The organism is Pseudomonas sp. NMI542_15 (assembly GCF_021283425.1).
In the GTDB taxonomy this organism is placed as follows: domain Bacteria; phylum Pseudomonadota; class Gammaproteobacteria; order Pseudomonadales; family Pseudomonadaceae; genus Aquipseudomonas; species Aquipseudomonas fortuita.
In genome coordinates, this window is sequence record NZ_JAJSRO010000026.1 from 34,191 (window position 1) to 58,362 (window position 24,172).

General features: G+C 63.6%; 23 protein-coding genes. 18 read left to right on the forward strand and 5 right to left on the reverse strand.

Features of this window, described 5'->3' with window-relative positions; translation table 11 throughout:
- Positions 1–49 precede the first annotated feature (49 nt).
- The 8 genes from wspR to LU684_RS26245 all read left to right on the forward strand — a co-directional run bounded on the left by wspR (position 50) and on the right by LU684_RS26245 (position 8,008).
- Complete coding sequence (gene wspR, locus LU684_RS26210) at positions 50–1,054, forward strand: Wsp signal transduction system regulator diguanylate cyclase WspR (RefSeq protein WP_016485169.1); 1,005 nt, start codon at positions 50–52, stop codon at positions 1,052–1,054.
- Positions 1,055–1,177: 123 nt separating this feature from the next.
- Positions 1,178–2,273, forward strand: a protein-coding gene (prfB, locus tag LU684_RS26215) for a peptide chain release factor 2 (RefSeq protein ID WP_096425666.1) whose coding sequence is annotated in 2 segments (ribosomal slippage) — positions 1,178–1,249 and positions 1,251–2,273 — 1,095 coding nt in all. Because the reading frame shifts where the segments join, the coding sequence is not laid out codon by codon here.
- Between the two features lie 93 nt (positions 2,274–2,366).
- Positions 2,367–3,869 (forward strand): lysine--tRNA ligase, encoded by a 1,503-nt coding sequence (gene lysS / locus LU684_RS26220; RefSeq protein ID WP_012270790.1) that lies wholly within the window; start codon positions 2,367–2,369, stop codon positions 3,867–3,869.
- A gap of 206 nt (positions 3,870–4,075) precedes the next feature.
- Positions 4,076–4,780 (forward strand): TetR/AcrR family transcriptional regulator, encoded by a 705-nt coding sequence (locus LU684_RS26225; RefSeq protein WP_016485171.1) that lies wholly within the window; start codon positions 4,076–4,078, stop codon positions 4,778–4,780.
- Between the two features lie 29 nt (positions 4,781–4,809).
- Positions 4,810–5,358 carry a hypothetical protein gene (locus LU684_RS26230; RefSeq protein ID WP_016485172.1) on the forward strand — a complete coding sequence of 183 codons (549 nt, stop codon included), beginning with the start codon at positions 4,810–4,812 and terminating at the stop codon, positions 5,356–5,358.
- A gap of 154 nt (positions 5,359–5,512) precedes the next feature.
- A complete protein-coding gene (locus LU684_RS26235) occupies positions 5,513–6,790 on the forward strand; it encodes a flavohemoglobin expression-modulating QEGLA motif protein (RefSeq protein WP_016485173.1) in 1,278 nt (425 codons plus the stop codon).
- Positions 6,762–7,685 carry an alpha/beta hydrolase gene (locus LU684_RS26240; protein ID WP_232895211.1) on the forward strand — a complete coding sequence of 308 codons (924 nt, stop codon included), beginning with the start codon at positions 6,762–6,764 and terminating at the stop codon, positions 7,683–7,685. Before LU684_RS26235 ends, LU684_RS26240 begins: the two co-directional genes overlap by 29 nt.
- Positions 7,682–8,008, forward strand: coding sequence for a hypothetical protein (locus LU684_RS26245; protein ID WP_232895212.1), 327 nt, complete (start codon positions 7,682–7,684; stop codon positions 8,006–8,008). The genes LU684_RS26240 and LU684_RS26245 overlap by 4 nt, the downstream gene beginning before the upstream one ends.
- A 140-nt stretch (positions 8,009–8,148) precedes the next feature.
- Here the strand turns inward: LU684_RS26245 and LU684_RS26250 are convergent, their stop codons facing one another.
- The 3 genes from LU684_RS26250 to LU684_RS26260 form a co-directional block, all read right to left on the reverse strand.
- Positions 8,149–8,940 carry an OmpA family protein gene (locus LU684_RS26250; protein WP_016485176.1) on the reverse strand — a complete coding sequence of 264 codons (792 nt, stop codon included), beginning with the start codon at positions 8,938–8,940 and terminating at the stop codon, positions 8,149–8,151.
- Between the two features lie 50 nt (positions 8,941–8,990).
- The gene (locus tag LU684_RS26255; RefSeq protein WP_014592166.1) at positions 8,991–9,404 is read right to left on the reverse strand and encodes a DUF4398 domain-containing protein; all 414 of its coding nucleotides are present in this window, start codon (positions 9,402–9,404) and stop codon (positions 8,991–8,993) included.
- Between the two features lie 276 nt (positions 9,405–9,680).
- Positions 9,681–10,025, reverse strand: a complete 345-nt coding sequence (locus LU684_RS26260; protein WP_232895213.1) for a pilin assembly protein — start codon at positions 10,023–10,025, stop codon at positions 9,681–9,683.
- Positions 10,026–10,190: 165 nt separating this feature from the next.
- On the opposite strand from LU684_RS26260, the gene ppc reads away from it, so the two are divergent.
- The 7 genes from ppc (at position 10,191) to LU684_RS26295 (ending at position 17,455) form a co-directional block, all read left to right on the forward strand.
- Positions 10,191–12,818 carry a phosphoenolpyruvate carboxylase gene (ppc, locus tag LU684_RS26265; RefSeq protein ID WP_096425667.1) on the forward strand — a complete coding sequence of 876 codons (2,628 nt, stop codon included), beginning with the start codon at positions 10,191–10,193 and terminating at the stop codon, positions 12,816–12,818.
- A 257-nt stretch (positions 12,819–13,075) separates the two neighbouring features.
- Positions 13,076–13,726, forward strand: coding sequence for an adenylate kinase (gene adk, locus LU684_RS26270; RefSeq protein ID WP_016485179.1), 651 nt, complete (start codon positions 13,076–13,078; stop codon positions 13,724–13,726).
- Between the two features lie 211 nt (positions 13,727–13,937).
- Complete coding sequence (gene tsaB, locus LU684_RS26275) at positions 13,938–14,612, forward strand: tRNA (adenosine(37)-N6)-threonylcarbamoyltransferase complex dimerization subunit type 1 TsaB (protein WP_060517544.1); 675 nt, start codon at positions 13,938–13,940, stop codon at positions 14,610–14,612.
- A gap of 131 nt (positions 14,613–14,743) precedes the next feature.
- Positions 14,744–15,034, forward strand: coding sequence for a hypothetical protein (locus LU684_RS26280; RefSeq protein ID WP_016485181.1), 291 nt, complete (start codon positions 14,744–14,746; stop codon positions 15,032–15,034).
- 3 nt (positions 15,035–15,037) lie between these two features.
- The gene (locus tag LU684_RS26285; protein ID WP_023049120.1) at positions 15,038–15,907 is read left to right on the forward strand and encodes a DUF72 domain-containing protein; all 870 of its coding nucleotides are present in this window, start codon (positions 15,038–15,040) and stop codon (positions 15,905–15,907) included.
- A 28-nt stretch (positions 15,908–15,935) separates the two neighbouring features.
- Positions 15,936–16,766 carry an isocitrate lyase/PEP mutase family protein gene (locus tag LU684_RS26290; protein WP_016485183.1) on the forward strand — a complete coding sequence of 277 codons (831 nt, stop codon included), beginning with the start codon at positions 15,936–15,938 and terminating at the stop codon, positions 16,764–16,766.
- Positions 16,766–17,455, forward strand: coding sequence for an extensin-like domain-containing protein (locus LU684_RS26295; RefSeq protein WP_060517542.1), 690 nt, complete (start codon positions 16,766–16,768; stop codon positions 17,453–17,455). The genes LU684_RS26290 and LU684_RS26295 overlap by 1 nt, the downstream gene beginning before the upstream one ends.
- A gap of 2 nt (positions 17,456–17,457) precedes the next feature.
- Here LU684_RS26295 and LU684_RS26300 read toward each other — a convergent pair whose 3' ends face one another.
- Entirely contained in the window at positions 17,458–18,078 is a 621-nt protein-coding gene (locus tag LU684_RS26300) for a hypothetical protein (protein WP_016485185.1), read from the reverse strand.
- 103 nt (positions 18,079–18,181) lie between these two features.
- Here LU684_RS26300 and LU684_RS26305 point away from each other — a divergent pair, with 103 nt between their 5' ends.
- Positions 18,182–18,958 carry a class I SAM-dependent methyltransferase gene (locus LU684_RS26305; RefSeq protein WP_016485186.1) on the forward strand — a complete coding sequence of 259 codons (777 nt, stop codon included), beginning with the start codon at positions 18,182–18,184 and terminating at the stop codon, positions 18,956–18,958.
- Positions 18,959–19,152: 194 nt separating this feature from the next.
- Here the strand turns inward: LU684_RS26305 and LU684_RS26310 are convergent, their stop codons facing one another.
- Positions 19,153–19,794 (reverse strand): TetR/AcrR family transcriptional regulator, encoded by a 642-nt coding sequence (locus LU684_RS26310; RefSeq protein ID WP_209953335.1) that lies wholly within the window; start codon positions 19,792–19,794, stop codon positions 19,153–19,155.
- A gap of 166 nt (positions 19,795–19,960) precedes the next feature.
- Here LU684_RS26310 and LU684_RS26315 point away from each other — a divergent pair, with 166 nt between their 5' ends.
- Together LU684_RS26315 and LU684_RS26320 are read left to right on the forward strand one after the other, a co-directional pair.
- A complete protein-coding gene (locus tag LU684_RS26315; RefSeq protein ID WP_070086572.1) occupies positions 19,961–21,061 on the forward strand; it encodes an efflux RND transporter periplasmic adaptor subunit in 1,101 nt (366 codons plus the stop codon).
- Between the two features lie 6 nt (positions 21,062–21,067).
- A complete protein-coding gene (locus LU684_RS26320) occupies positions 21,068–24,133 on the forward strand; it encodes an efflux RND transporter permease subunit (RefSeq protein WP_016485189.1) in 3,066 nt (1,021 codons plus the stop codon).
- The last annotated feature ends 39 nt before the right edge of the window (positions 24,134–24,172 follow it).

A 24,172-nucleotide genomic window follows, 5' to 3' on the forward strand; every position in this document is an offset into this window, starting at 1 on the left:
AAATGTAATGAATCACGCCGCCAGGCCGGCAGTGATCGGGTGAACAGGTATGAATGAATTACCGATCGAGGGTTTTCCCACCACCAACGAGAACTCGGCGATGGTGCTGCTGGTCGACGACCAGGCCATGATCGGCGAGGCGGTGCGGCGGGGGCTGGCCAATGAAGACAACATCGACTTCCACTTCTGTGCCGATCCGCACCAGGCGGTGCTACAGGCCATGCGCATCAAGCCCACGGTAATCCTCCAGGACCTGATCATGCCTGGTCTTGACGGTCTGACCCTGGTGCGCGAATACCGCAACAACCCGGCCACTCAGGACATCCCGATCATCGTCCTGTCGACCAAGGAAGATCCGCTGGTGAAGAGCGCGGCGTTTGCCGCCGGGGCCAACGACTATCTGGTCAAGCTGCCGGATACCATCGAACTGGTCGCGCGTATTCGCTACCACTCACGCTCCTACCTCACGCTGTTGCAACGCGACGAGGCCTACCGCGCCTTGCGCGTCAGCCAGCAGCAACTGCTCGATTCCAACCTGATGCTGCAGCGGCTGATGAACTCCGATGGCCTGACCGGGCTGTCCAATCGCCGCCACTTCGACGAGTACCTGGAGCTGGAATGGCGCCGCGCCATGCGGGAACAGCAGCAGCTGTCGTTGCTGATGATCGATGTGGATTATTTCAAGGCCTACAACGACAGCTTCGGTCACCTTGCCGGCGACGAGGCTTTGCGTCAGGTAGCCGAGGCGATCCGTGGCTCGTGCTCGCGGCCGACCGACCTGCCGGCCCGCTATGGTGGCGAGGAGTTTGCGCTGGTGCTGCCCAATACGTCGCCCGGCGGGGCACGCCTGGTGGCCGAGAAGCTGCGCCAGACCGTGCTGGCCCTGGGCATCCCGCACACCGCTCCGGCTGCCGATGCCCGCCTGACCGTGAGCATTGGCCTGGCCACCCAGACCCCGGCCGTCGGCAGCCACTGCCGGCTGTTGATCTCGGCGGCGGACAAAGGCTTGTACCAGGCCAAGAACAGCGGGCGTAACCAGGTTGGCATTGCCTGACGGCAGGTACGCCGCTGCCATGGGGTAAATACGGCGCTCCGGTCGCCCGGCGGGTCTGCCGTCGTGCAGCGGACTCGGTTATACTCGCAGGCTTTTCACCGAATTCGCACGAGTAGCCAGCCCATGGAAATCCAACCGATCCTGAACACCATCAAGGACCTCACCGAGCGTTCCCAGTCCATTCGGGGGTATCTTTGACTACGATCACAAGCATGACCGCCTGATCGAAGTCAACCGCGAGCTGGAAGACCCCAACGTCTGGAACAAGCCCGAGTACGCCCAGGCCCTGGGCCGCGAGCGTGCCATGCTGGCACAGGTCGTCGAGACCCTGGACAAGCTGTCCAATGGCCTGTCCGACTGCAAGGACCTGCTCGACATGGCTGTCGAGGAAGAGGACGAAAGCGCTGTCAGCGACGTCGAGACCGAGCTGCAGGGCCTGGAAGAGTCCCTGGCGCAGCTTGAGTTCCGTCGCATGTTCAGCGGCGAAATGGACATGAACAACGCCTACCTGGATATCCAGGCCGGCTCCGGCGGTACCGAGGCGCAGGACTGGGCCAACATCCTGCTGCGCATGTACCTGCGCTGGGCCGACAAGCGTGGTTTTGACGCCACCATCATCGAGCTTTCCGAAGGTGAAGTCGCCGGCATCAAGGGCGCCACCGTGCACATCAAGGGCGAGTATGCCTTCGGCTGGCTGCGTACCGAAATCGGTGTGCACCGCCTGGTGCGCAAGAGCCCGTTCGACTCCGGTGCCCGTCGCCACACCTCGTTCTCGGCGGTATTCGTGTCGCCCGAAATCGACGACAAGGTCGAGATCGAGATCAACCCGTCCGACCTGCGCATCGACACCTACCGTTCCTCCGGTGCCGGTGGTCAGCACGTTAACACCACCGACTCGGCCGTACGTATTACCCACGTGCCGACCAACACCGTGGTGGCCTGTCAGAACGAACGCTCCCAGCACGCCAACAAAGACACCGCCATGAAAATGCTGCGGGCCAAGTTGTACGAGCTGGAAATGCAGAAGCGCAATGCTGCTTCGCAGGCGCTGGAAGACAGCAAGTCGGACATCGGCTGGGGCCACCAGATCCGTTCCTACGTACTGGATGACTCGCGCATCAAAGACCTGCGCACAGGCGTAGAGCGCAGCGACTGCCAGAAAGTGCTGGACGGTGACCTCGACCAGTACCTGGAAGCAAGCCTCAAGCAAGGGCTGTAAGCCGCACTCCACTGCCGCGATACCTGGCTACCCGCCGGTATCGCGTGCCCTGCCCGAATAGGGCAACGAATACCTGATGGAAAGAATGACGACATGAGCGACCTCAAGACCGAATCGCAAGACCTGCAACAGGAAGAAAATGCCCTGATCGCCCTGCGCAAGGAAAAACTTGCCGCCGAGCGCGCCAAAGGCAACGCCTTCCCCAACGACTTCCGTCGCGACAGCTACTGCAACGACCTGCAGAAACAGTACGCGGACAAGACCAAGGAAGAGCTGGAAGCAGCCGCGATCCCGGTCAAGGTTGCCGGCCGTATCATGCTCAACCGTGGCTCGTTCATGGTGATCCAGGACATGACCGGTCGTATCCAGGTCTACGTCAACCGCAAGACCCTGCCAGAAGAAACCCTGGCCGCAGTCAAGACCTGGGACCTGGGCGACATCATCAGCGCCGAAGGCACACTGGCCCGTTCCGGCAAGGGCGACCTGTACGTCGAAATGACCAACGTGCGTCTGCTGACCAAGTCGCTGCGCCCGCTGCCCGACAAGCACCATGGCCTGACCGACACCGAGCAGCGCTACCGCCAGCGTTACGTCGACCTGATGGTCAACGAAGAAACCCGCCACACGTTCCGTGTGCGTTCGCAGGTGATCTCGCACATTCGCAAGTTCCTCATCGAGCGTGACTTCCTCGAAGTTGAAACGCCAATGCTGCAGACCATCCCGGGCGGCGCGGCGGCCAAGCCGTTCGAAACCCACCACAACGCCCTGGACATGGCCATGTTCCTGCGTATCGCGCCGGAGCTGTACCTCAAGCGCCTGGTGGTCGGTGGCTTTGAAAAGGTGTTCGAGATCAACCGCAACTTCCGTAACGAAGGTGTTTCGACGCGTCACAACCCTGAATTCACCATGCTCGAGTTCTACCAGGCCTACGCCGATTACCGCGACAACATGGACCTCACCGAGGAACTGTTCCGCGAGCTGGCACAGCTTGTACTGGGCTCTACCGACGTGCCGTACGGCGACAAGGTGTTCCACTTCGGCGAGCCGTTCGTGCGCCTGTCGGTGTTCGACTCGATCCTCAAGTACAACCCGGAACTGACCGCTGCCGACCTGCAGGACGTTGACCGCGCCCGCGACATCGCCAAGAAGGCCGGTGCCAAGGTGCTGGGCCACGAAGGCCTGGGCAAGCTGCAGGTGATGATTTTCGAAGAGCTGGTCGAGCACAAGCTGGAGCAGCCGCACTTCATCACCGAGTACCCGTTCGAAGTGTCGCCGCTGGCCCGTCGTAACGACGACAACCCGGCTGTCACCGACCGCTTCGAGCTGTTCATCGGTGGCCGCGAAATCGCCAACGCCTACTCCGAGCTCAACGATGCCGAGGACCAGGCCGAGCGCTTCCTGGCCCAGGTGGCCGAGAAGGACGCCGGTGACGACGAAGCCATGCACTACGATGCCGACTTCGTGCGTGCGCTGGAATACGGCATGCCGCCGACCGCCGGTGAAGGCATCGGTATCGACCGGCTGGTGATGCTGTTGACCAACTCGCCGTCGATCCGCGACGTGATCCTGTTCCCGCACATGCGTCCACAGGCCTGAGTGAATTGAACAAGCCGCCTTTCGAGGCGGCTTTTTCTTGCCTGAAGCTTTATGTTGGCTGTACTGGTCTCTTCGCGGGCACGCCCGCTCCTACAGGTCTTGCAAATACCCTGAATGATGCGGGGTCCCTGTGGGAGCGGGCGTGCCCGCGAAGAGGCCGGCACTGATGAAACACTGCCCATGAGGTATCCCCCGTGACACCCGCCATGCCTGATCAAGGCGCCGCCGGCATCGCTACCGCCGTCGCCGAAAACGTGCAATACCAAGGTCGCAAGACTGCCCGCCAAGGCAGCGAACAGCGCCGCCAGCTGATCCTCGACGCCGCCATGCGCATCGTTGTGCGCGATGGGGTTCGCGGTGTGCGCCACCGTGCGGTAGCCGCCGAGGCCGCTGTGCCGCTGTCGGCCACCACCTACTACTTCAAGGACATCGAGGACCTGCTCACCGACACCTTCGCCCAATATGTCGAGCGCAGTGCCGCCTACATGGCCAAACTGTGGGCCAACACCGAGGTGGTGTTGCGCCAGTTGCTGGCCCAGGGCGACGGCAGCCCGCAGGCACGGGCGCGGCTGGCTGACGAAGTGGCGCGCATGACTGCCGACTATGTGCAGCGGCAACTGCTGAACCGCCGCGATTTCCTGATGGCCGAACAGGCCTTTCGCCAGGAAGCGCTGCTGTGTCCACGCCTGGCTGAGCTGGTACGTGCCCACGAGCAGATCCTGCTGCACGGCACCCGGCAATTGTTGCAGGTGGTGGGATCGCGGCAACCGGAACAGGACGCCCAGATGTTGACGGCGATTATCGAGCAGATGGAATATCAGGGCCTGCTCAAGGATGCGAACGCGCAAGCCGATGGGCAGATGCTCGCTATGCTTACCCGATACCTGCAGCTGGTGCTGGCATCGGCCTGAGCCGAGACCGATTTTTCAAGGAGAACCTGATGAAAGCCTGGCGTGTGGTGTTGTTGACTCTGTCATTCCTGCTGCTGGGCGGTTGTCTGGTGACCTTCCATGAGCCTTTGCCCAGCAACCAGGCGGCGCCCAAGGCCCTGCTCGGCAAGTGGAGCAGCAAGGACGCCTGGGGCGAGCCGTTGAAGCTGACCATCAGCCGCAGCGGCGGCGGTGCCTACAAGGCGGTGGCCACGGCCAAGGGCAAGGCGCCTGAGGAATACGTGTTCACCGTTTCGCGCCACGGTAACCGCTGGTACCTGTCGGCAGGCGTGCCCAAGCGCCTGGGGGGCAACTTCCTGATCGGCGGTTTCGACATCGTCGAGGGCAAGGAGCTGGTGGTCTACAACCTGGATGTCGAGCAGGTGCAGCAGGCGGTGGACAAAAAGGAACTGACCGGGCGCAGTACCGAGGTGCCGGAAGACAACGGTGACGGCGTGCTGATCGACAGCCCGTCGGCGCGTGTGCTGGCCTACCTGGACGACCCGGCCAACTCCGATTTGTTCGTCGAAGTGGCGCGGTTCCAGCGTACTGGCAAGTAGTGACCTGTGCCGGCCTCTTCGCGGCTAAAGCCGCTCCCACAGGTACTGCATCAGGCTTGAGACCTGTGCGGTCCCCGTGGGAGCGGCTTTAGCCGCGAAGAGGCCGGCACAGGCAACACAAGGCTTGGCTCATTGTTGCAATAAGGAGTCCCCAGTGGACGAATACCAGCAAACCATCCGTGCCCTGTCTGACCGCATCGTGGCGGCACAGACCCCGATCCGGGTGCTGGACGCGGTGAAGTGGGACGACAACATTCGTCAGGGCTTCCTCAAGGGCAAGGGCAAGGAGCCGCCGGCCGTCGACCGTGCCTATTACCAGTCGCGCCCGCTGTCGTTCGACTCCGGCGCGGTCAAGGCCGAGTTCCAGGGCATCGAGCGCGACATCATCCGCCAGCTTGGCCAGTTCAACCCGGTCGGGCAGATCATGAAGCGCATGTGCCGCGAATACCGCATGGTGGTGCGTATGCTCGAAGCGCGCGGTACCGAGGACTTTGGCCTTATCTCCCAGGAGCTGTATGGTGCTGCCTCCGATGCCTTCCATGCCGGTGACCCGACCCTGGCCGACCTCGGCCTGATGCTGTCGGACTACCTGAACAACATCGATGGCCGTGGCGACCTGAAGGACGAACCGAAAAACCTCACCGCCAAGGAGGCCGTGGAGATCCTCCAGCACCGGCTGAACAAGGTGTTCGGCGAGGCCGAGGGAACCATCCGCGTGTTCGAGTCCGACGGTATCGTCGCCGATGCGGCGGCCGGTGCCGACTACATCAAGGTGCGCGCCGATGCCATGTTCAACGCGCGCGACGTGCGCGCCCTGGAGGTACACGAAGGGCTGGTGCATGTCGGCACCACGCTCAATGGCCTGAACCAGCCGATCTGCACCTTCCTGGCCAAGGGGCCGCCCTCGTCGACGGTTACCCAGGAAGGCCTGGCCATCCTCATGGAGGTGATTGCCTTTGCTTCCTACCCTAGCCGTCTGCGCAAGCTCACCAACCGCACCCGCGCCATCCACATGGTCGAGGAGGGCGCCGATTTCCTCCAGGTGTTCGATTTCTTCCGTGAGCAAGGCTTCGAGATCGCGCAGAGCTACAGCAATGCCAGCCGGGTGTTCCGCGGTTCGGTGCCCAATGGCCTGCCATTCACCAAGGATTTGTCCTACCTCAAGGGCTTCATCATGGTTTACAACTACATTCAGTTGGCCGTGAAAAAAGGCAAGCTCGAACAGATCCCGTTGCTGTTCTGTGGCAAGACCACCCTGGAAGACATGCGCACCCTGCGCCAACTGGTGGAGGAGGGCCTGGTCGAGCCGCCCAAGTACCTGCCCGAGCAGTTCCGCGACCTTAACGCGCTGTCGGCCTGGATGTGCTTCTCCAACTTCCTCAACCACCTGAGCCTGGACCGTATTGAAGCCGACTACGCGAACATTCTCTGACCGCTGCCGCCTGCTGGCGCTTGGCTTGCTGCTGTTGGGCCTGAGTGGCTGCAGCAGCTTGCTGTTCTACCCCGAGCGCGGTCAGGCGTTCACCCCCGAGCGCGCCAAACTCGCCTACCGCGATGTCACCCTTGTGACGTCGGACGGCCTGCGGTTGCACGGCTGGTGGTTGCCGGCCAAGGCCGGCGTCGAGGTCAAGGGTACGGTGCTGCATTTGCACGGTAACGGCGGCAACCTGCCCGGGCACCTGGGGGGCAGCTACTGGCTGCCGGAGCAGGGTTACCAGGTGCTGATGATCGATTACCGCGGGTACGGCTTGTCGCAGGGCACGCCGAGCCTGCCAAACGTGTACGAAGATATCGCCGCTGCCATGGCCTGGCTGGACCAGGCCCCCGAGGTAAAGGGCAAGCCACTGGTGCTGCTGGGGCAAAGCCTAGGCGGGGCCATGGCCATTCACTACCTGGCGGCCCATCCCGAGCAGCGTCAGCGGTTCAGTGCGCTGGTGTTTGATGGGGTGCCAGCCAGTTACCGTTCAGTCGGGCGTTTTGCCCTCAGCACCTCGTGGATGACCTGGCCGTTACAGGTGCCGCTGTCGTGGCTGGTGCCGGACGGCGACAGCGCAATCCGTTCGATCGAGCAGCTCAGCAGCCCGCCCAAGCTGTTCTTCCACAGCATTGACGATAACCTGGTGCCGATGGACAACGGCATCCGCCTGTACCAGCACGCGCCACCGCCGCGGGTGCTGCAATTGACCCGTGGTGGCCACGTACAGACCTTCGCCGACCCCACGTGGCGCCAGGTGATGCTGCGTTTTCTTGATGACCCCAGCCATTTCAACGGCCTGCGGCGCCTGGCCGAAGTGCCCAATTACCCTGACGAGAACAACAAGCAATGAGTGAAGAACGCAACGCCATCCCGCTGATCCTGACCGGCGTCGGCAGCATCATCGTGACGGTGGGGGCCTTGTGGTACTACGGTTACCTGCATTTTGCCAAACCGGCGGATGCCCTGTTGTTGCAGGACTTCACCATGCTCAAGACGATTCCGGGCGAGGACTACAAGGTTTCGCTGGACCCGGCACCGCAAGTGGCCCAGTGCGTCGATGGCGTGCTGGTATTGTTCGACACCGAGCAGAAAGGCCTGACCGGGGTGCTGGTGGACAACCGCAAGCGTGCGGTGCGCTGCATGGGCGAGGAAACCCCGAAGCAGGTGAAGTGAGTGTTCGGCGCAGCATTTTGGGCGCCTGCGAGATCGAGCGCCGCGCGGGCGGCGCTCGATCTCGCAGGCGCCAGAACGCCATCGGCGGACAAAGAAAAACCCCGCGTCGATCGCGGGGCTTTCTGTTCAGCTAGCCAGCCTTAACGCTGAACCTGGCTCATCGAGCGCGGTGCCACTGGCTGGTTGTCGTTGGAGATGGTCACCTCCACCCGACGGTTTTGCGCGCGGCCCGAATTGCTGCCGTTGTCCGCGACCGGGTACTCCTTGCCATAGCCCTGGGCGACGATGCGCGCCGGGTCTACGCCTGCACGTACCAGTGCCATGCGCACGCTGTTGGCACGGCGCTCGGACAGGCTCTGGTTGTAGTTGGCCGAGCCGACGCTGTCGGTGTAGCCCTCTACGATCACCTTGCGCTCCGGGTTTTCCTGGAGGAACTGGGCCAGTTTGGTGATGTTCGGGTAGGCGTTGCTCTTGAGTTCGGCTTTGTTGAAGTCGAACAGCACGTCGCCGAAGGTCACCAGCGTACCGCGGTCGGTCTGCTTGGCATTCAGGCTGTCCTGAAGCTTGGCGATCTGTGCGTCGCGGGCGTCCAGCTTGGCCTGGGCGCGCTGGGCCGAGGCGTTCTTCAACTCACCTTCGGCAGTACGCAGGGCAATGGTCTGCTTGGCCACTTCGACACGCTGGTTGGTCAGATAGGCCAGTTGGTCGACCTTCTTCTCGTCTTCACGGTCCATGTAAGCCTTGTCGGCTTTGTTCAGCCAATCCTGGGCATCTTTGGTCTCCAGTGCGGCGACTTTGCTTGCTTGCGGGTCGCTCTGCAGCGAGGAGAAGTTGGTACGGGCCGCTTCCAGATTGGCATTCGGGTCGTGCGAGCAGGCAGCAAGACCGACGCTGAGGGCCAGCAGGGCGGGAATCATGACGTGTTTGCGCATAGTGTTCATCCTTTGATCGAGTGCGAAGGCTAAGGTTGGCGGGGCAGGGCTCACTGAGCGCTGCGCAGGCCTTCCTCACGTACGTCCTGAACGCCCTGGCGGGCATCCTGCACGGCCTTCTGGGCCTTGGCCGCCTGGGCCTTGCGTTCGGCGAGGCGTGCGTCCCACTCGGCCTGTTGGGCCAGGCGCTTGGCCTCGTCGTACTTCTTGTCGTGCATGGCGATTTCGGCTTGCTTGAACTTGTCCTGGGCCGCTTTCATTTCCACGGCGGCGAACTCGGTGCCCCCCGCGCTGACGGCAGAGTTCACGGCGGACTGGGTAACGGCATACTGCTCGGTGGGCGGGTTGCCCGCACAGCCGGCCAGGACCAGGCTACTGCCCAGGGCCAGCGCGGCCAGCTTGAACCCGCGCACATGAGTAGATGACAGTTTGCTAGTGCGGGTCTTCATGGTGGTCAGCTCCATTGGATCACTCCTGATAACGACGATGTCCGTAGCAGTCCATCGCTCAATCCCTGACAAAACCGTGCGCTTCAGCTGAACGGTGCACGATGGCAGTGTGCAGGGTTTTAGCGTGATGGCTATTGGCTCCGACTCGAACGTTTTCAGAATGGTTCAGAAAAAAGTGCGCTAAACGAGGAATTATTTCTGACTGATTGGTCAGTGAGGGATGGTGTGAACTTTCGCGGGCTGGAGCGGTATTCCGGGCCTTGGCGAGGCCCGGAACGTTGGGGCAGGTGGTTATTTTTCGCTGTCGTCGCGGTGGGTGCTCAGGCTATGCAGGTGCTGTCGCGAGAGGGACAGAAAACGTGGCGTAGAGCCGATATCTTCGTACAGCGGGTCGCCTTCTTCATCGGTGGCAATGACCTGGCGACCCTGCACGTAGGGGAAGCTTGCTTCAAGCTCTTCAAGGGCGGCCGCCACCAGTTCGCCAAGCAGTTCTTCGGCGGTGCGCTTGGGGTACATGTCGATCAGCGCGGCCAGGCGCGCCTCGGACTCCAGGTCCAGATGCAACACATGGCCCGTGGGGCTGAGCGTACCGGCGGCATTTTGTTCCCAGTGCTGGGCGAGTTCACGGATTTTCATGATGACCTCTGTTGACGCCTTTACAGGCTGCATTGCATGGGAGTGCTGTGCTTTCACTTTAGTTTGCTTTGGCTGATCTCGGCTTGCCATTGCCGCTCGGCTGGGGGCACTCTTCGGTAGAGCTGTATACAGGAGTGCGCCAGTGCCGCGCCAAAGAGAGGGCCAATGACCGATATCGATGTGCGTTTGCGTGAAGATGTCCATGTGTTGGGTGAGCTGCTCGGCGAAACCATTCGCCAGCAGCATGGCGATGCGTTCTTGCAGAAAATCGAGGACATTCGCCACAGCGCCAAGGCCGACCGCCGTGGCCCTGGCGAGCAACTGACCTCTACCCTGGCCGACCTGGCCGAAGACGATCTGCTGCCGGTGGCCAGGGCTTTCAACCAGTTCCTCAACCTGGCCAATATGGCCGAACAGTACCAGTTGATCCGCCGCCGCGACGCCGATCAAGCTGAACCTTTCGAGGCGCGGGTGTTACCCGAGCTGCTGGCGCGCCTTAAGCAGGCCGGCCACAGCAACGATGCCCTGGCCCGGCAACTGGCCAAGCTCGACATCCAACTGGTGCTCACCGCGCACCCCACCGAGGTGGCGCGCCGCACCTTGATCCAGAAGTACGACGCCATCGCCGGCCAGCTCGCTGCCCAGGACCACCGCGACCTGACCCCGGACGAACGCCAGCAGGTACGTGAACGCCTGCGCCGGCTGATCGCCGAGGCCTGGCACACCGAAGAAATCCGCCGCACCCGGCCTACCCCGGTAGACGAAGCCAAGTGGGGCTTCGCGGTAATCGAACATTCGCTGTGGCACGCTATCCCCAGCCACCTGCGCAAAGTCGACAAAGCCCTGCTGGAAGCCACCGGCCTGCGCCTGCCGCTGGAAGCCGCGCCGATCCGCTTTGCCTCGTGGATGGGCGGTGACCGTGATGGCAACCCCAATGTGACCGCCGCTGTCACCCGGGAAGTGCTGTTGCTGGCGCGCTGGATGGCTGCTGACCTGTTCCTGCGCGACATCGATGCACTGGCCGCCGAGTTGTCCATGCAGCAGGCCAGCGACGCCTTGCGCGAACGGGTAGGGGACAGTGCCGAACCCTACCGCGCCGTGCTCAAGCAATTGCGCGACCGCCTGCGGGCGACGCGTGCCTGGGCACATTCGGCGTTAACCGGCAGCCAACCGGCCAGCGCTGAAGTACTGGTGGATAACCGCGACCTGATTGCGCCGCTGGAACTCTGCTACCAGTCGCTGCACGCGTGTGGCATGGGCGTTATCGCCGAAGGCCCGTTGCTCGACTGCCTGCGCCGCGCCGTCACCTTCGGGCTTTTCCTCGGCCGCCTGGACGTGCGCCAGGACGCTGCCCGCCACCGTGATGCGCTGACCGAAATCACCGACTACCTGGGCCTGGGGCGCTATGCCGACTGGGATGAAGATCGCCGCATCGAATTCCTTCAGGCCGAGCTTAAAAACCGCCGGCCGCTGTTGCCCGCGCACTTCAAGCCACAGGCAGATACCGCCGAGGTGCTGGCAACCTGCCGTGAAGTTGCCGCCGCGCCAGCGGCCTCGCTGGGCTCCTATGTCATTTCCATGGCCGGTGCTGCTTCGGATGTGCTGGCGGTGCAGCTCCTGCTCAAGGAAGCCGGCCTGACCCGCCCCATGCGTGTGGTACCGCTGTTCGAAACCTTGGCCGACCTGGACAATGCCGGCCCGGTAATGCAGCGCCTGCTCGGCCTGCCGGGTTACCGGGCCGGGCTGCGCGGCCCGCAGGAAGTGATGATCGGCTACTCCGACTCGGCCAAGGATGCCGGCACCACGGCGGCGGCCTGGGCGCAGTACCGGGCCCAGGAAAACCTGGTGCGCATCTGCGCCGAACACCAGGTCGAACTGCTGCTGTTCCACGGCCGGGGCGGAACAGTAGGGCGCGGCGGTGGCCCGGCCCACGCAGCGATCCTGTCGCAGCCACCGGGTTCGGTGGCGGGGCGGTTCCGCACCACCGAGCAGGGCGAAATGATCCGCTTCAAGTTCGGTTTGCCGGGCATCGCCGAGCAAAACCTGAACCTGTACCTGGCCGCTGTGCTCGAAGCCACGCTGTTGCCACCACCGCCCCCGCAGCCGGCCTGGCGCGAGGTGATGGACCAGCTGGCTGCCGATGGCGTCAAGGCTTACCGCAGCGTAGTGCGCGACAACCCCGATTTCGTCGAGTATTTCCGCCAGTCGACGCCAGAACAGGAACTGGGGCGCCTGCCGCTGGGCAGCCGCCCGGCCAAGCGCCGCGCCGGGGGGATCGAGAGCCTGCGGGCCATCCCGTGGATATTTGGCTGGACCCAGACCCGGTTGATGCTGCCGGCCTGGCTGGGCTGGGAAACCGCGCTGAGCAACGCCTTGGCCCGTGGCCAGGGTGAGTTGCTGGCGCAGATGCGCGAGCAATGGCCGTTCTTCCGCACCCGCATCGACATGCTGGAAATGGTGCTGGCCAAGGCCGATGCGCAAATTGCCGAGGCCTACGACGAACGTCTGGTGCAACCGCACCTGCTTCCTTTAGGTGCGCACCTGCGCGACCTATTGTCGCAGTCTTGCCAGGTGGTGCTGGGCCTGACCGGGCAGCAGGTGCTACTGGCGCACAGCCCCGAGACGCTGGAATTCATCAGCCTGCGCAACACCTATCTGGACCCGCTGCACCGCCTGCAGGCCGAGTTGCTGGCCCGCTCGCGCGGCCGCGAAGCCGCTCTGGACAGCCCGTTGGAGCAGGCCTTGCTGGTGACCGTAGCGGGTATTGCTGCCGGGCTGCGCAATACCGGCTAAGAGGTTATCCAGGCCTGTCGGGGTTAATGGCATGAAGGCCATGCGCGGATGAGGCGTGGCTGGTTGCGCCTGGCGCAACCACCTGCCCGGTCGGCCACAAGTGGCGCTTTCCTGCAACTTTGGGACGCTTGTATGGCTGCCGGGCGCTGTGTATCTTGAGCAGCCTTCTGACCGTTTTATGGTCATACCCGATTTTCCGGACTTGGCCCTGGTTGCCGAATCCATTGAATTTCATAAAAAAATTTGAGGAGCACGAGATGCGCGTAATTCTGCTGGGAGCTCCCGGGGCCGGTAAAGGTACTCAGGCAAAGTTCATCACCGAAAAGTTCGGTATTCCACAAATCTCCACCGGTGACATGCTGCGTGCCGCCGTCAAGGCAGGTACCCCACTGGGCCTGGAGCTGAAAAAAGTCATGGATGCCGGCCAGCTGGTCTCCGACGAGCTGATCATCAGCCTGGTCAAGGAGCGCATCGCCCAGCCTGATTGCGCCAATGGCTGCCTGTTCGACGGCTTCCCACGCACCATCCCGCAAGCAGAAGCCATGGTCGCGGCTGGTGTCGACATCGACGCCGTGGTCGAAATCGCCGTAGACGACGAAGAAATCGTCGGCCGCATGGCGGGCCGCCGCGTGCACCTGGCCTCGGGCCGCACCTACCACATTCAGTACAATCCGCCGAAAGTGGAAGGCAAGGACGACGTGACGGGCGAAGACCTGATCCAGCGCGACGACGACAAGGAAGAAACCGTTCGTCATCGCCTGTCGGTCTACCACACCCAGACCAAGCCGCTGGTAGAGTTCTACCAAAAGCTGTCGGCCGCCAATGCCGGCAAGCCGAAGTACAGCCACATCGAAGGTGTCGGTTCGGTCGACGCCATCACCGCCAAGGTCCTGGCAGCCCTGAGCTGATCAGCGCCTGACGCCCCCGACAACGGCCCGCTAGCGGGCCGTTGTCGTTCCAGGGCTGCAACCCACGGGGCCTGGCCCGCTCCTACAGGGATTGCGTCAAGGCCATGTTGTACAGGCCACCTGCAAAGGCCGCACAGCGCCCCCCTCGGGACACAACGCCGCCGCTGCTCTATACTGCCGCTCTTTTCATTCGCACCTGGATACCCGTTCGATGACCACCCTGCTGGCCCTGGATACCGCCACCGAAGCCTGTTCCGTCGCGCTGCTGCATGACGGCAAGGTAACCAGCCATTACGAGGTGATCCCACGTCAGCACGCGCAGAAGTTGCTGCCGATGATCAAGCAGTTGCTGGCCGAATCCGGCGTTGCGCTGAATGCACTGGATGCCATCGCCTTCGGCCGAGGCCCGGGTGCATTCACTGGCGTGCGCATTGCCATTGGTGTGGTCCAGGGCCTGGCCTTCGCGCTGGAGCGCCCGGTGCTGCCGGTGTCCAACCTGGCCGCGCTGGCCCAGGGGGCCTTGCGCGAGCAGGGCGTGCAGCAGGTGGCGGCTGCCATCGATGCGCGCATGGACGAAGTGTACTGGGGCTGCTACCAAGCCACGGCAGGCGAAATGCGCCTGGTCGGCCGCGAAGCGGTGTTGCCGCCCGAGCAGGTAGCGCTGCCGGCCGGCAGCAACGGCGAGTGGTTCGGTGCCGGTACCGGCTGGGGCTACGCCGAGCGCCTGGCGGTAAAGGTGGCGGCCAGTAACCCTGGCGCCTTGCCCAGTGCCCTCGACATTCTCAGCCTGGCCACCTTCGCCTGGGCCCGAGGTGAGGCAATTGCTGCCGAACAGGCGCAACCGGTTTATCTGCGCGATAATGTAGCCACGCCCAAGAAGCACTGAGTGCTGTTCGTCGGTTATCGCCGTTCACTCTAAAACCTTTTGCGCGATCTGTGGTCCAGTTATCACTCAAGCATTAGCGACGGATCTCTGATGCTGCTAAATTGCCATCATTGGTCCTGAGTGCTCATGCCATGCGTATCGACGGTTTCTCATCGCAGTCCTACCCGGTCAAGCGCACCCCGCGCAAGGCACCGGCGCGTGACGAGGCCATCGATGATGCCGAGCTGATAGAAGACAGCCAGCCCGCGCCCGTGGAAGCCACCGCCCGCCGACGCAGCGGTGGCCTGCCAGCCCGCCAGCAAGACATGATCTTCCCCCGCGCCCGTGACCGCCGCACCGCCACCGCATTGGCCAGCTACCTGAGCACCGCCGGTTTCACTGACTGGGACATGGAAGTACTGGGGCTCGACCTGTACATTTAGTGGATGAGTCCACCACCACTGCCTTATTTCCTCGGTTGCCCGTCCTGGAGCGAAAACGCCTGGCGTGAGTACCTGTATCCCGCCGACGCCAGCAGCAATGAAATGCTTGGCTTCTACAGCCAGGTGTTCAATGCCGTCGAGGGCAACACCACGTTCTACGCACGCCCCGCCCCCGGCACCATTGCCCGCTGGGCGCAGGTGATGCCCCAGCATTTCCGCTTCACCGCCAAGTTTCCTCGTGACATCAGCCATGAGGGTGACCTGCGTGATCAGCTTGAGCCTGCCTTCGACTTCACGCGGCTGATGGCCCCGCTGGGCCAGCGCGTATCACCGTACTGGCTGCAATTGCCGGCCCAGTTCGGCCCGGCGCGCTTGGGCGAGCTTTGCCACTTCCTCGACCAAATCGGGCTGCCGGTGGCCGTGGAGGTGCGCAACCAGGCCTTTTTCGCCAAGGGTGAAGAAGAACGCCTGCTCAACCGCCTGCTGCACGAACGCGGCGTGGAGCGTATTTGCCTGGACCCGCGTGCGTTGTTCAGCTGCACCTCGCGCGACCCTGCCGTGCTGCACGCGCAATCCAAGAAGCCCAAGGTACCACCGCGCCCGGCGGCCTTCAGCCAGCACCCACAGGTTCGCTTCATCGGCCATCCGCAGCTGGAGGCCAATCACACCTTCCTCAGCCCCTGGGTAGAGAAAGTCGCCGGCTGGATCGAAGAAGGGCGCAGCCCCTACATTTTCCTGCACACCTCGGACAATCGCCTGGCTGCGGCGTTGGCCCAGCATTTCCATCAACGCCTGATGGCACGCTTGCCAGGTCTTGCACCTTTGCCGGAATTGCCGCGCGCGCCCGAGGTCGAACAACTGGGCTTACTCTGACCTTTCCCTGACTGCCGGAGGTTGAACCATGGATGTGCAAACCCTGCGAGCCGAAGCCTTCAAGGCTTTACACGAGCGCGAAGGCGCGTTCGTCATCCCCAACCCGTGGGATGCCGGCTCCGCCAAGCTGCTTGCCAGCCTGGGTTTCGAGGCGCTGGCCACCACCAGTGCCGGCCTGGCCTTCAGCCTGGGCCGGCCAGACGCCGAAGGCGCCTTGAGCCTGGACGATACCCTGGACAATGCCGGCGAGATCGTCGATGCCACTGCCTTGCCGGTGGCCGCGGACCTTGAGAACGGCTTCGGCGACATGCCTGAAGATTGTGCCCAGACCATCTTGCGTGCTGCCGAAATCGGCCTGGTAGGTGGCTCCATCGAAGATGCCAGTGGCCGCAGTGATGCGCCCATCTATGACCTCGGGCTGGCCGTGGAGCGCGTGCGCGCCGCCGTGCAGGCTGCGCGTAGCCTGCCGTTCCCGTTCACCTTGTGCGCCCGGGCAGAAAACCTGCTGCACGGCCGCATGGACCTGGACGACACCATCCTGCGCCTGCAAGCCTATGCCGAGGCCGGCGCCGATGTGCTGTATGCGCCGGGGCTGCGCACCGTAGAGGAAGTGCGTGCGGTGGTGCAGGCGGTCGCACCGCGGCCGGTGAATGTGCTGATGGGCATGGCGGGGGTGCCGCTGAGCGTGAACCAGTTGCAGGACTTGGGCGTGCGCCGCATCAGCGTCGGCTCGTCGCTGGCCCGTGCTGCGCTGGGGGCGTTCCACCGTGCCGCGCTGGAAATTCGCAACGAGGGTACGTTCGGCTACGGTGAGCAGGCACTGCCGTTTGCCCAGCTCAACGACCTGTTCCGCCGCTGATGCGGGCAATGCTGGCGCTGCTGGCCAGCCTATTGGTGCTGGCCGGTCTGGCCTGGCACTTCGGCTGGCGCCTGCCTGCCGTGTGGAACCCTTGGGCGCCGCTGGACGTCCGCCAGCCGCCCAACCTGCTGACGCCGTACAAGCTTTCACGCCTGCGCGATGACCCGGCCTTGTGCCGTCAGGCACTGGAAACCAGCCAGCTGCGCTACCGGGCGCAAGCCGACAGCCCGGCTTCGGCCAACTGCCCGTTGCGCAACGTTTGGCGTATCGAGGGCGGCCAGGCACGGCTAAGCAGCAGTTTTCTGGCCAGTTGCCCGCTGGCGGTAGCCTATGCACTGTTCGAAAACCATGGTTTGCAGCCCGTGGCGCAGCGGGTGCTGGGCCAAGCCGTTGCGCAGGTCGATCACTTGGGCAGCTTCGCCTGCCGCAATGTCTATCACCGCAAGCAGGGGCGCCTGAGTCAGCACGCGACCGCCAATGCGCTGGACATCAGCGGTTTTCGCATGCAGGACGGCCAGCGTATCGTCCTGGCGCGTGACTGGCAGGCGGGTGGGCAGAAGGCCGAATTTTTACGGCAGGTGCAGCAGGCGGCTTGCGAGAGCTTCAGCACAGTACTGGGGCCGGCCTACAATGCAGCACACCACAATCACTTTCATCTGGACATGGGCCGCTGGCAGGTGTGCCGCTAACCTCAGGCGTGCGCGCGCACGTTGTTCAGCACCACCGGGCGTGCCCAGTGGATGTCGAATTCCAGGTCATTCTGCTGCCTGGCCAAAGTGGCGTCGTCGAACGGCTCCGGGGCCGGGTCCAGCAGGTTGGTCTCGAACTCGGCAATGGGCAGGAACAACGACCGCGGGGCAGGGCCTGGGCCGGGCTCTGGAATCGGTTGGCCCTGGTTCATCACCACCGGGCGCATCCAGCTGTTGCTGGTGTCGAGCTGGCGCTGTTGTTCGATCAGCTCCATGGCACTGAACGGCTCAGGCGCAGGCGGCAGCAGGTTGGCTTCAAGCTCGGCCTTGGGCAGAAACAGCGGCTCGGGCGGTGCTACCTCGGTGTCGTGCACCGGGCAGGCGCGCTGGGCGTCGATCAGCGCCAGTGCTCGAGCGCCGCCGATGGGTTCGCCGCTGTCCTGGTCGTACTGCACGAACGATTGGCTGACGCTGTCTGCGGGCTCTTCCTGCTGCTCGGCCATGGCCCGGGCAAAGAAATCCTGCCACAGGTGGCTGACGCCCCCGAGTGCCTGGGTGTTGTGCTGACTGTAGTTGCCGACAGGCGACAAATAGGTCAAGCCGATAGGAAGAGTATCTGACATGGCAGTCGCGCGCGTTGTGCTCTGGCAGAATAGCGGGATATTGCCTGTATCGGCCGTGGCTGCTGATTCATTAAGGCTTGGTTTGATTTTTTAGGTGTGGACGATGGAAGAGCAAGGCACGGGTATCAGGGTCGAGGCGATGTCGGCTGAGTATGCGGAGCAGGCCAAGGTGTGGGCTGAACGCCTGAGCCTGCCGCTACAGGACGAGAGCGCCGGCTTCGCCGTGCAGGTGGGCGCCGAGGGTTTGCAGATCCAGCAGCTGGGGCCGCAGGCACCGGGGCCGGTGCGGGTGGACTTTGTCGAGGGCCAGGCCGCCCACCGGCGCCAGTTTGGGGGTGGCAACGGGCAGATGATCGCCAAGGCCGTGGGCATTGCCCAAGGCGTGCGGCCACAAGTGCTGGATGCCACGGCAGGGCTTGGCAAAGATGCGTTTGTGCTGGCCAGCCTGGGCTGCCAGATGACCCTGATCGAACGCCAGCCGCTGATTGCTGCGCTGCTGGAAGATGGCCTGGCGCGGGCGCGTTCGGACGACGAAGTGGGCCCGATTGTCGGGCGCATGCGCCTGCTGACCGGCAATGCCATCGAGCGCATGCACACCTGGGAAGGCGAGGCGCCGCAGGTGATTTACCTCGACCCGATGTTCCCGCACCGCGACAAGAGCGCACTGGTGAAAAAGGAAATGCGCGTGTTCCGGCCTTTGGTGGGCGACGACCTGGATGCCCCAGCGCTACTCGAAGCTGCCCTGGCGTTGGCCAGCCACCGGGTGGTGGTGAAGCGCCCGCGCAAGGCACCGATCATCGACGGGCCCAAGCCCAGCCATAGCCTGGAAGGCAAGTCGAGCCGGTATGACATTTACCCGAAGAAAGCCTTGAAGGCCTGATTTTCCCCCAACTGGCCGGCTAGCGCGGTCATTGTGAGAGCAACTGGCTTGCTTGAATTTTGAAACGTTGCGCGATTACTGTGGGAGCGGGCTTGTCCCGCGAACACCGGCGAAGCCGGTGCCATGCACCGCGTGGCCCCATTCACGGGCCAAGCCCGCTCTCACAATGACCACTGTTCTCTGCCTGGCAGCGCTCAGGGTTTGAACGCCCGCAAAAACACCCCCACCACCTCGCGCACATGCGTCTCGGCTTCGTCCCCCTCCAGCGGCGCCGCGCACCCCAGCAGCAAGCGGTAATCCGGCGCCCCCTTGACCAGGCAAAAGAAGTGCTCGGCCGCATGCAGCGGGTTGTCGATGCGCAACAACCCCCGCTCATCTGCACCCCGCAGCAGCGCTTCCATCGCTGCCAGCACGCGCTTGGGCCCGGCTTCGTAAAAGTATTCGCCAAAGCTTGGGTCCAGGCTGCCTTGGGCCATGATCAGGCGGCTGAGCTTCACCGCCTCATCGCTACTGATCAATGCCTGGAAACCACGGGCAATGGTCAGCAGTACCTCCTCCACCGGCGCCCCTTCGGGGTACTCGAACAACAGGTCGGGCAGCTGTAGCTGACAAGTGGCCATGACCGCCGAGCAGAACAGGGTCTGCTTGTCGGTGAAGTGGCTGTACACGGTGAGTTTTGAAACACCTGCCGCCGCAGCGACCGCATCCATGCTGGTGTTGGCATAACCAAGGCTGAGGAACAGCGACTTTGCCGCTTCGAGAATCGCCTCGCGCTTGGCCAGGTCCTTGGGCCGGCCCGGGCCGATGGGTGCGTCGTTGGACATTGTGGTCTGCATCTGGTTGATCAAGCTCCCATCTTACCGGCTGGAGAGGTAGACAGCAGTGATCGTCGCCATCGTTTAAGTGAATTTCTTATCGATGCTGGCTTCTCGGCAGCAGTTCCGTGACTTAATATACCCGTCAGTACACATATTCGAAGTGCCCTCCGCGAAAGGATTCATCATGTTGCGCCATGCCTTGTCCATCGCCTTGCCCGCCGTTGCCGCGTTGTTACTGACGGCATGCGGACAGGAAGCCACCCCGCCTGCCGCGCCGCGTCCGGCGCTGGTGGTGCAGCCGCAGCCGGCCGAAGCCGCTGCCGACAGTTACCCTGGTGAAGTGCGTGCGCGCTTCGAGCCGGAGCTGGCCTTCCGCATTGGCGGCAAGGTCAGCAAGCGCCTGGTGGAGGAGGGGCAGCGGGTCAAGGCCGACCAGCCGCTGGCCGAACTGGACCCGCAGGACGTGCGTCTGCAGCTTGAAGCCAACCGTGCCCAGCTGGCGGGTGCCGAGGCGAACCTGGCGTTGGTGCGCGCCGAGCGTGATCGCTACCAGAAGCTGCTGGAGCGGCAGATGGTCAGCCACTCGCAGTTCGACAATGCTGAAAACCTCTACCGCGCCGGCCTTGCCCGGCTGAAGCAGGCCAAGGCCGAGTTCGATGTGGCGGGCAACCAGGCCGACTATGCCGTACTGCGTGCGCCCCAGGCCGGGGTGGTAGCCAAGCGTCAGGTTGAAGTAGGCCAGGTGGTTGCGGCCGGGCAAACCGTGTTCACCCTGGCCACGGATGGCGAGCGAGAAGTGCTCATCAGCCTGCCGGAGCAGCAGTTCGCCCGCTTTGCCGTGGGGCAATCGGTCAGTGTGGAGCTGTGGTCACATCCGCAAGCGCGCTTCGAGGGGCGTATCCGCGAGCTGTCACCGGCCGCCGACCCACGCTCGCGCACCTTCGCTGCGCGCATTGCCTTCACCTCGGCCGCCACGCCGGCGGAGCTGGGCCAGAGCGCCCGGGTGTTCATCGCGCATGAGGGCGTGATCCCGTTGGCGGTGCCACTGTCAGCGGTGACTGCGGAAAACGGCCAGGCCTATGTGTGGCGGGTCAACAAGGACAGCCGCCTGGAGCGGGCCGTGGTGCGCCTGGGGGCGTATGGCAGCGACAGTGTGCCCGTACTCGAAGGCCTTGCCCCAGAGGACTGGGTGGTCGCCGCCGGTGGCCATGTACTGCGTGAGGGCCAGGAAATCCGCCCTGTGGACCGCAGCAACCGTGTAGTGAACCTGACGGCCAAGGAGTAAGTCCCGATGGGTTTCAACCTTTCTGCCTGGGCGCTGCGCAACCGCCAGATCGTCCTGTTCCTGATGATCCTGCTGGCGGCCATTGGCGCCATGTCCTACACCAAGCTCGGCCAGAGCGAGGATCCGCCATTCACCTTCAAAGCCATGGTCATCCGTACCCTGTGGCCGGGCGCCAGCGCCGAGGAAGTGTCGCGGCAGGTCACCGAGCGTATCGAAAAGAAGCTGATGGAAACCGGCGAGTACGAGAGGATTGTCTCGTTCTCTCGCCCCGGTGAGTCGCAGGTCACCTTCATGGCTCGCGATTCGCTGCATTCCAGGGACATACCTGAATTGTGGTACCAGATCCGCAAGAAGGTCGCGGACATTCGCCACACCCTGCCACCGGAGATCCAGGGCCCGTTCTTCAACGATGAGTTCGGCACCACCTTCGGCAATATCTATGCGCTGACCGGCAAGGGCTTCGATTACGCGGTGCTGAAGGACTACGCCGACCGTATCCAGATCCGGCTGCAGCGGGTCAAGGATGTGGGCAAGGTCGAGCTGGTGGGCCTGCAGGACGAAAAAATCTGGATCGAGCTGTCCAACCTCAAGCTGGCCACCCTTGGCGTACCCCTCGAGGCCGTGCAGCAGGCCCTGCAAGAGCAGAATGCGGTAAGCACCGCCGGCTTCTTCGAGACGCCCAGCGAGCGCCTGCAACTGCGGGTGAGCGGGCGCTTCGACAGTGTCGAGCAGATTCGCCAGTTCCCCATTCGCGTGGGTGACCGCACGTTCCGCATCGGCGATGTGGCCGAAGTGCACCGTGGCTTCAACGACCCACCCGCCCCGCGCATGCGCTTCATGGGCGAAGATGCCATTGGCCTCGCCGTGTCGATGAAGGACGGCGGCGACATCCTGGTCCTGGGCAAAGCCCTGGAAGACGAGTTCGAGCGGGTGGCGCGCACCCTGCCAGCCGGCATGGAGCTGCGCAAGGTCTCGGACCAGCCTGCGGCGGTCAAGGCCGGTGTGGGCGAGTTTGTCCAGGTGCTGGTCGAGGCGCTGGTCATCGTGCTGCTGGTGAGCTTCTTCTCGCTGGGCTTGCGCACCGGCCTGGTGGTGGCGTTGGCCATTCCGCTGGTGCTGGCCATGACCTTCGCTGCCATGCATTACTTCGGCATCGGCTTGCACAAGATTTCCCTTGGGGCCCTGGTGCTGGCGCTGGGCCTGCTGGTGGACGACGCGATCATTGCCGTGGAGATGATGGCGATCAAGATGGAGCAGGGTTATGACCGGCTCAAGGCGGCCAGCTATGCCTGGACTAGCACTGCGTTCCCGATGCTGACCGGTACCCTGATCACTGCGGCAGGCTTTTTACCTATCGCCACTGCGGCCTCCAGTACCGGCGAATACACCCGCTCGATCTTCCAGGTGGTGACCATCGCCCTGCTGACCTCATGGGTGGTGGCCGTGGTGTTCGTGCCCTATCTGGGCGAGCGCCTGCTGCCAGACCTGGCCAAGCTGCATGCTGCGCGCCATGGCAAGGACGGCCACGCACCCGACCCTTACGCCACGCCGTTCTACCAGCGCGTGCGGCGGGTGGTGGAGTGGTGCGTACGGCGACGCAAGACGGTGATCCTGCTGACCATCGCGGCCTTTGTCGGCAGCATCCTGCTGTTCCGCTTCGTGCCCCAGCAGTTCTTCCCGGCCTCCGGGCGCCCAGAGCTGATGGTTGACCTGAAGCTGGCCGAAGGTGCCTCGCTGGCCAATACTGCCGAGCGGGTCAAGCAATTGGAGGCACTGCTCAAGCAGCAGGACGGCATCGATAACTATGTGGCCTATGTGGGCACCGGTTCGCCACGCTTCTACCTGCCGCTGGACCAGCAACTGCCGGCAGCCAGCTTTGCCCAGTTCGTGGTCCTGGCCAAGTCGATGGAGGACCGCGAGCGCCTGCGCAGCTGGCTGATCAGCACTGTAGACCAGCAGTTCCCTGACCTGCGTGCCCGGGTCACGCGCCTGGAAAACGGCCCACCCGTGGGTTACCCGGTGCAGTTCCGGGTCACCGGCGAGCACATCGAGCAGGCCCGTGCGCTGGCCCGCCAAGTGGCCGACAAGGTGCGCGAGAACCCGCATGTGGTGAACGTGCACCTGGATTGGGAAGAGCCCAGCAAGGCCGTGTTCCTCCAAATCGACCAGGACCGCGCCCGCGCCCTGGGCGTGAGCACCGCGCACCTGGCCAGCTTCCTGCAAAGCTCGTTGACCGGTACCACAGTCAGCCAGTACCGCGAGGACAACGAGCTGATCGAGATCCTGCTGCGCGGCACCCAGCAGGAGCGCGGTGATCTGGGTAACCTCGGCAGCCTGGCACTGCCGACCGACAACGGCCAGAGCGTGGCGCTGTCGCAGGTAGCGACCCTGGAGTACGGCTTCGAGGAAGGCATCATCTGGCACCGCAACCGCCTGCCGACGGTGACCGTGCGCGCCGATATCTACGACAAGGAGCAACCGGCCACGCTGGTGAAACAGATCGAGCCGACCCTGCACGAGATACGCGCCAAGCTGCCGGATGGCTACCTGCTGGAAGTGGGCGGTACGGTTGAAGACTCCGAGCGTGGGCAGAAGTCGGTGAACGCTGGCATGCCGCTGTTCGTGGTGGTGGTGCTGAGCCTGCTGATGATCCAGCTGCGCAGCTTCTCACGCACGGTCATGGTGTTCCTCACCGCACCGCTGGGGCTGATTGGCGTGACCCTGTTCCTGCTGGTGTTCCGCCAGCCGTTCGGCTTTGTCGCCATGCTGGGCACCATTGCCCTGGCGGGCATGATCATGCGCAACTCGGTGATTCTGGTGGACCAGATCGAGCAAGATATTGCAGCGGGGATGGAGCGCTGGCAGGCGATCATCGAAGCCACGGTGCGGCGCTTCCGGCCAATCGTGCTGACTGCGCTGGCGGCGGTGCTGGCGATGATCCCGTTGTCACGCAGCGTGTTCTACGGGCCGATGGCGGTGGCGATCATGGGGGGGTTGATCGTGGCTACGGCGTTGACGCTGTTGTTCCTGCCGGCGTTGTATGCGGCGTGGTTCAGGGTGAAGAAAACCTGACTGACCTCACCGCCCTGTAGGAGCAGCCTTGTGCTGCGA

What these genes read in the sequence shown, in the direction of transcription:
- wspR (WP_016485169.1), top strand. Translation starts at nt 50, where the DNA reads ATGAATGAATTACCGATCGAGGGTTTTCCCACCACCAACGAGAACTCG.
- lysS (WP_012270790.1), top strand. Translation starts at nt 2,367, where the DNA reads ATGAGCGACCTCAAGACCGAATCGCAAGACCTGCAACAGGAAGAAAAT.
- LU684_RS26225 (WP_016485171.1), top strand. Translation starts at nt 4,076, where the DNA reads ATGCCTGATCAAGGCGCCGCCGGCATCGCTACCGCCGTCGCCGAAAAC.
- LU684_RS26230 (WP_016485172.1), top strand. Translation starts at nt 4,810, where the DNA reads ATGAAAGCCTGGCGTGTGGTGTTGTTGACTCTGTCATTCCTGCTGCTG.
- LU684_RS26245 (WP_232895212.1), top strand. Translation starts at nt 7,682, where the DNA reads ATGAGTGAAGAACGCAACGCCATCCCGCTGATCCTGACCGGCGTCGGC.
- LU684_RS26250 (WP_016485176.1), bottom strand. Translation starts at nt 8,940, where the DNA reads ATGCGCAAACACGTCATGATTCCCGCCCTGCTGGCCCTCAGCGTCGGT.
- LU684_RS26255 (WP_014592166.1), bottom strand. Translation starts at nt 9,404, where the DNA reads ATGGAGCTGACCACCATGAAGACCCGCACTAGCAAACTGTCATCTACT.
- LU684_RS26260 (WP_232895213.1), bottom strand. Translation starts at nt 10,025, where the DNA reads ATGAAAATCCGTGAACTCGCCCAGCACTGGGAACAAAATGCCGCCGGT.
- ppc (WP_096425667.1), top strand. Translation starts at nt 10,191, where the DNA reads ATGACCGATATCGATGTGCGTTTGCGTGAAGATGTCCATGTGTTGGGT.
- adk (WP_016485179.1), top strand. Translation starts at nt 13,076, where the DNA reads ATGCGCGTAATTCTGCTGGGAGCTCCCGGGGCCGGTAAAGGTACTCAG.
- tsaB (WP_060517544.1), top strand. Translation starts at nt 13,938, where the DNA reads ATGACCACCCTGCTGGCCCTGGATACCGCCACCGAAGCCTGTTCCGTC.
- LU684_RS26280 (WP_016485181.1), top strand. Translation starts at nt 14,744, where the DNA reads ATGCGTATCGACGGTTTCTCATCGCAGTCCTACCCGGTCAAGCGCACC.
- LU684_RS26285 (WP_023049120.1), top strand. Translation starts at nt 15,038, where the DNA reads ATGAGTCCACCACCACTGCCTTATTTCCTCGGTTGCCCGTCCTGGAGC.
- LU684_RS26290 (WP_016485183.1), top strand. Translation starts at nt 15,936, where the DNA reads ATGGATGTGCAAACCCTGCGAGCCGAAGCCTTCAAGGCTTTACACGAG.
- LU684_RS26295 (WP_060517542.1), top strand. Translation starts at nt 16,766, where the DNA reads ATGCGGGCAATGCTGGCGCTGCTGGCCAGCCTATTGGTGCTGGCCGGT.
- LU684_RS26300 (WP_016485185.1), bottom strand. Translation starts at nt 18,078, where the DNA reads ATGTCAGATACTCTTCCTATCGGCTTGACCTATTTGTCGCCTGTCGGC.
- LU684_RS26305 (WP_016485186.1), top strand. Translation starts at nt 18,182, where the DNA reads ATGGAAGAGCAAGGCACGGGTATCAGGGTCGAGGCGATGTCGGCTGAG.
- LU684_RS26310 (WP_209953335.1), bottom strand. Translation starts at nt 19,794, where the DNA reads ATGCAGACCACAATGTCCAACGACGCACCCATCGGCCCGGGCCGGCCC.
- LU684_RS26315 (WP_070086572.1), top strand. Translation starts at nt 19,961, where the DNA reads ATGTTGCGCCATGCCTTGTCCATCGCCTTGCCCGCCGTTGCCGCGTTG.
- LU684_RS26320 (WP_016485189.1), top strand. Translation starts at nt 21,068, where the DNA reads ATGGGTTTCAACCTTTCTGCCTGGGCGCTGCGCAACCGCCAGATCGTC.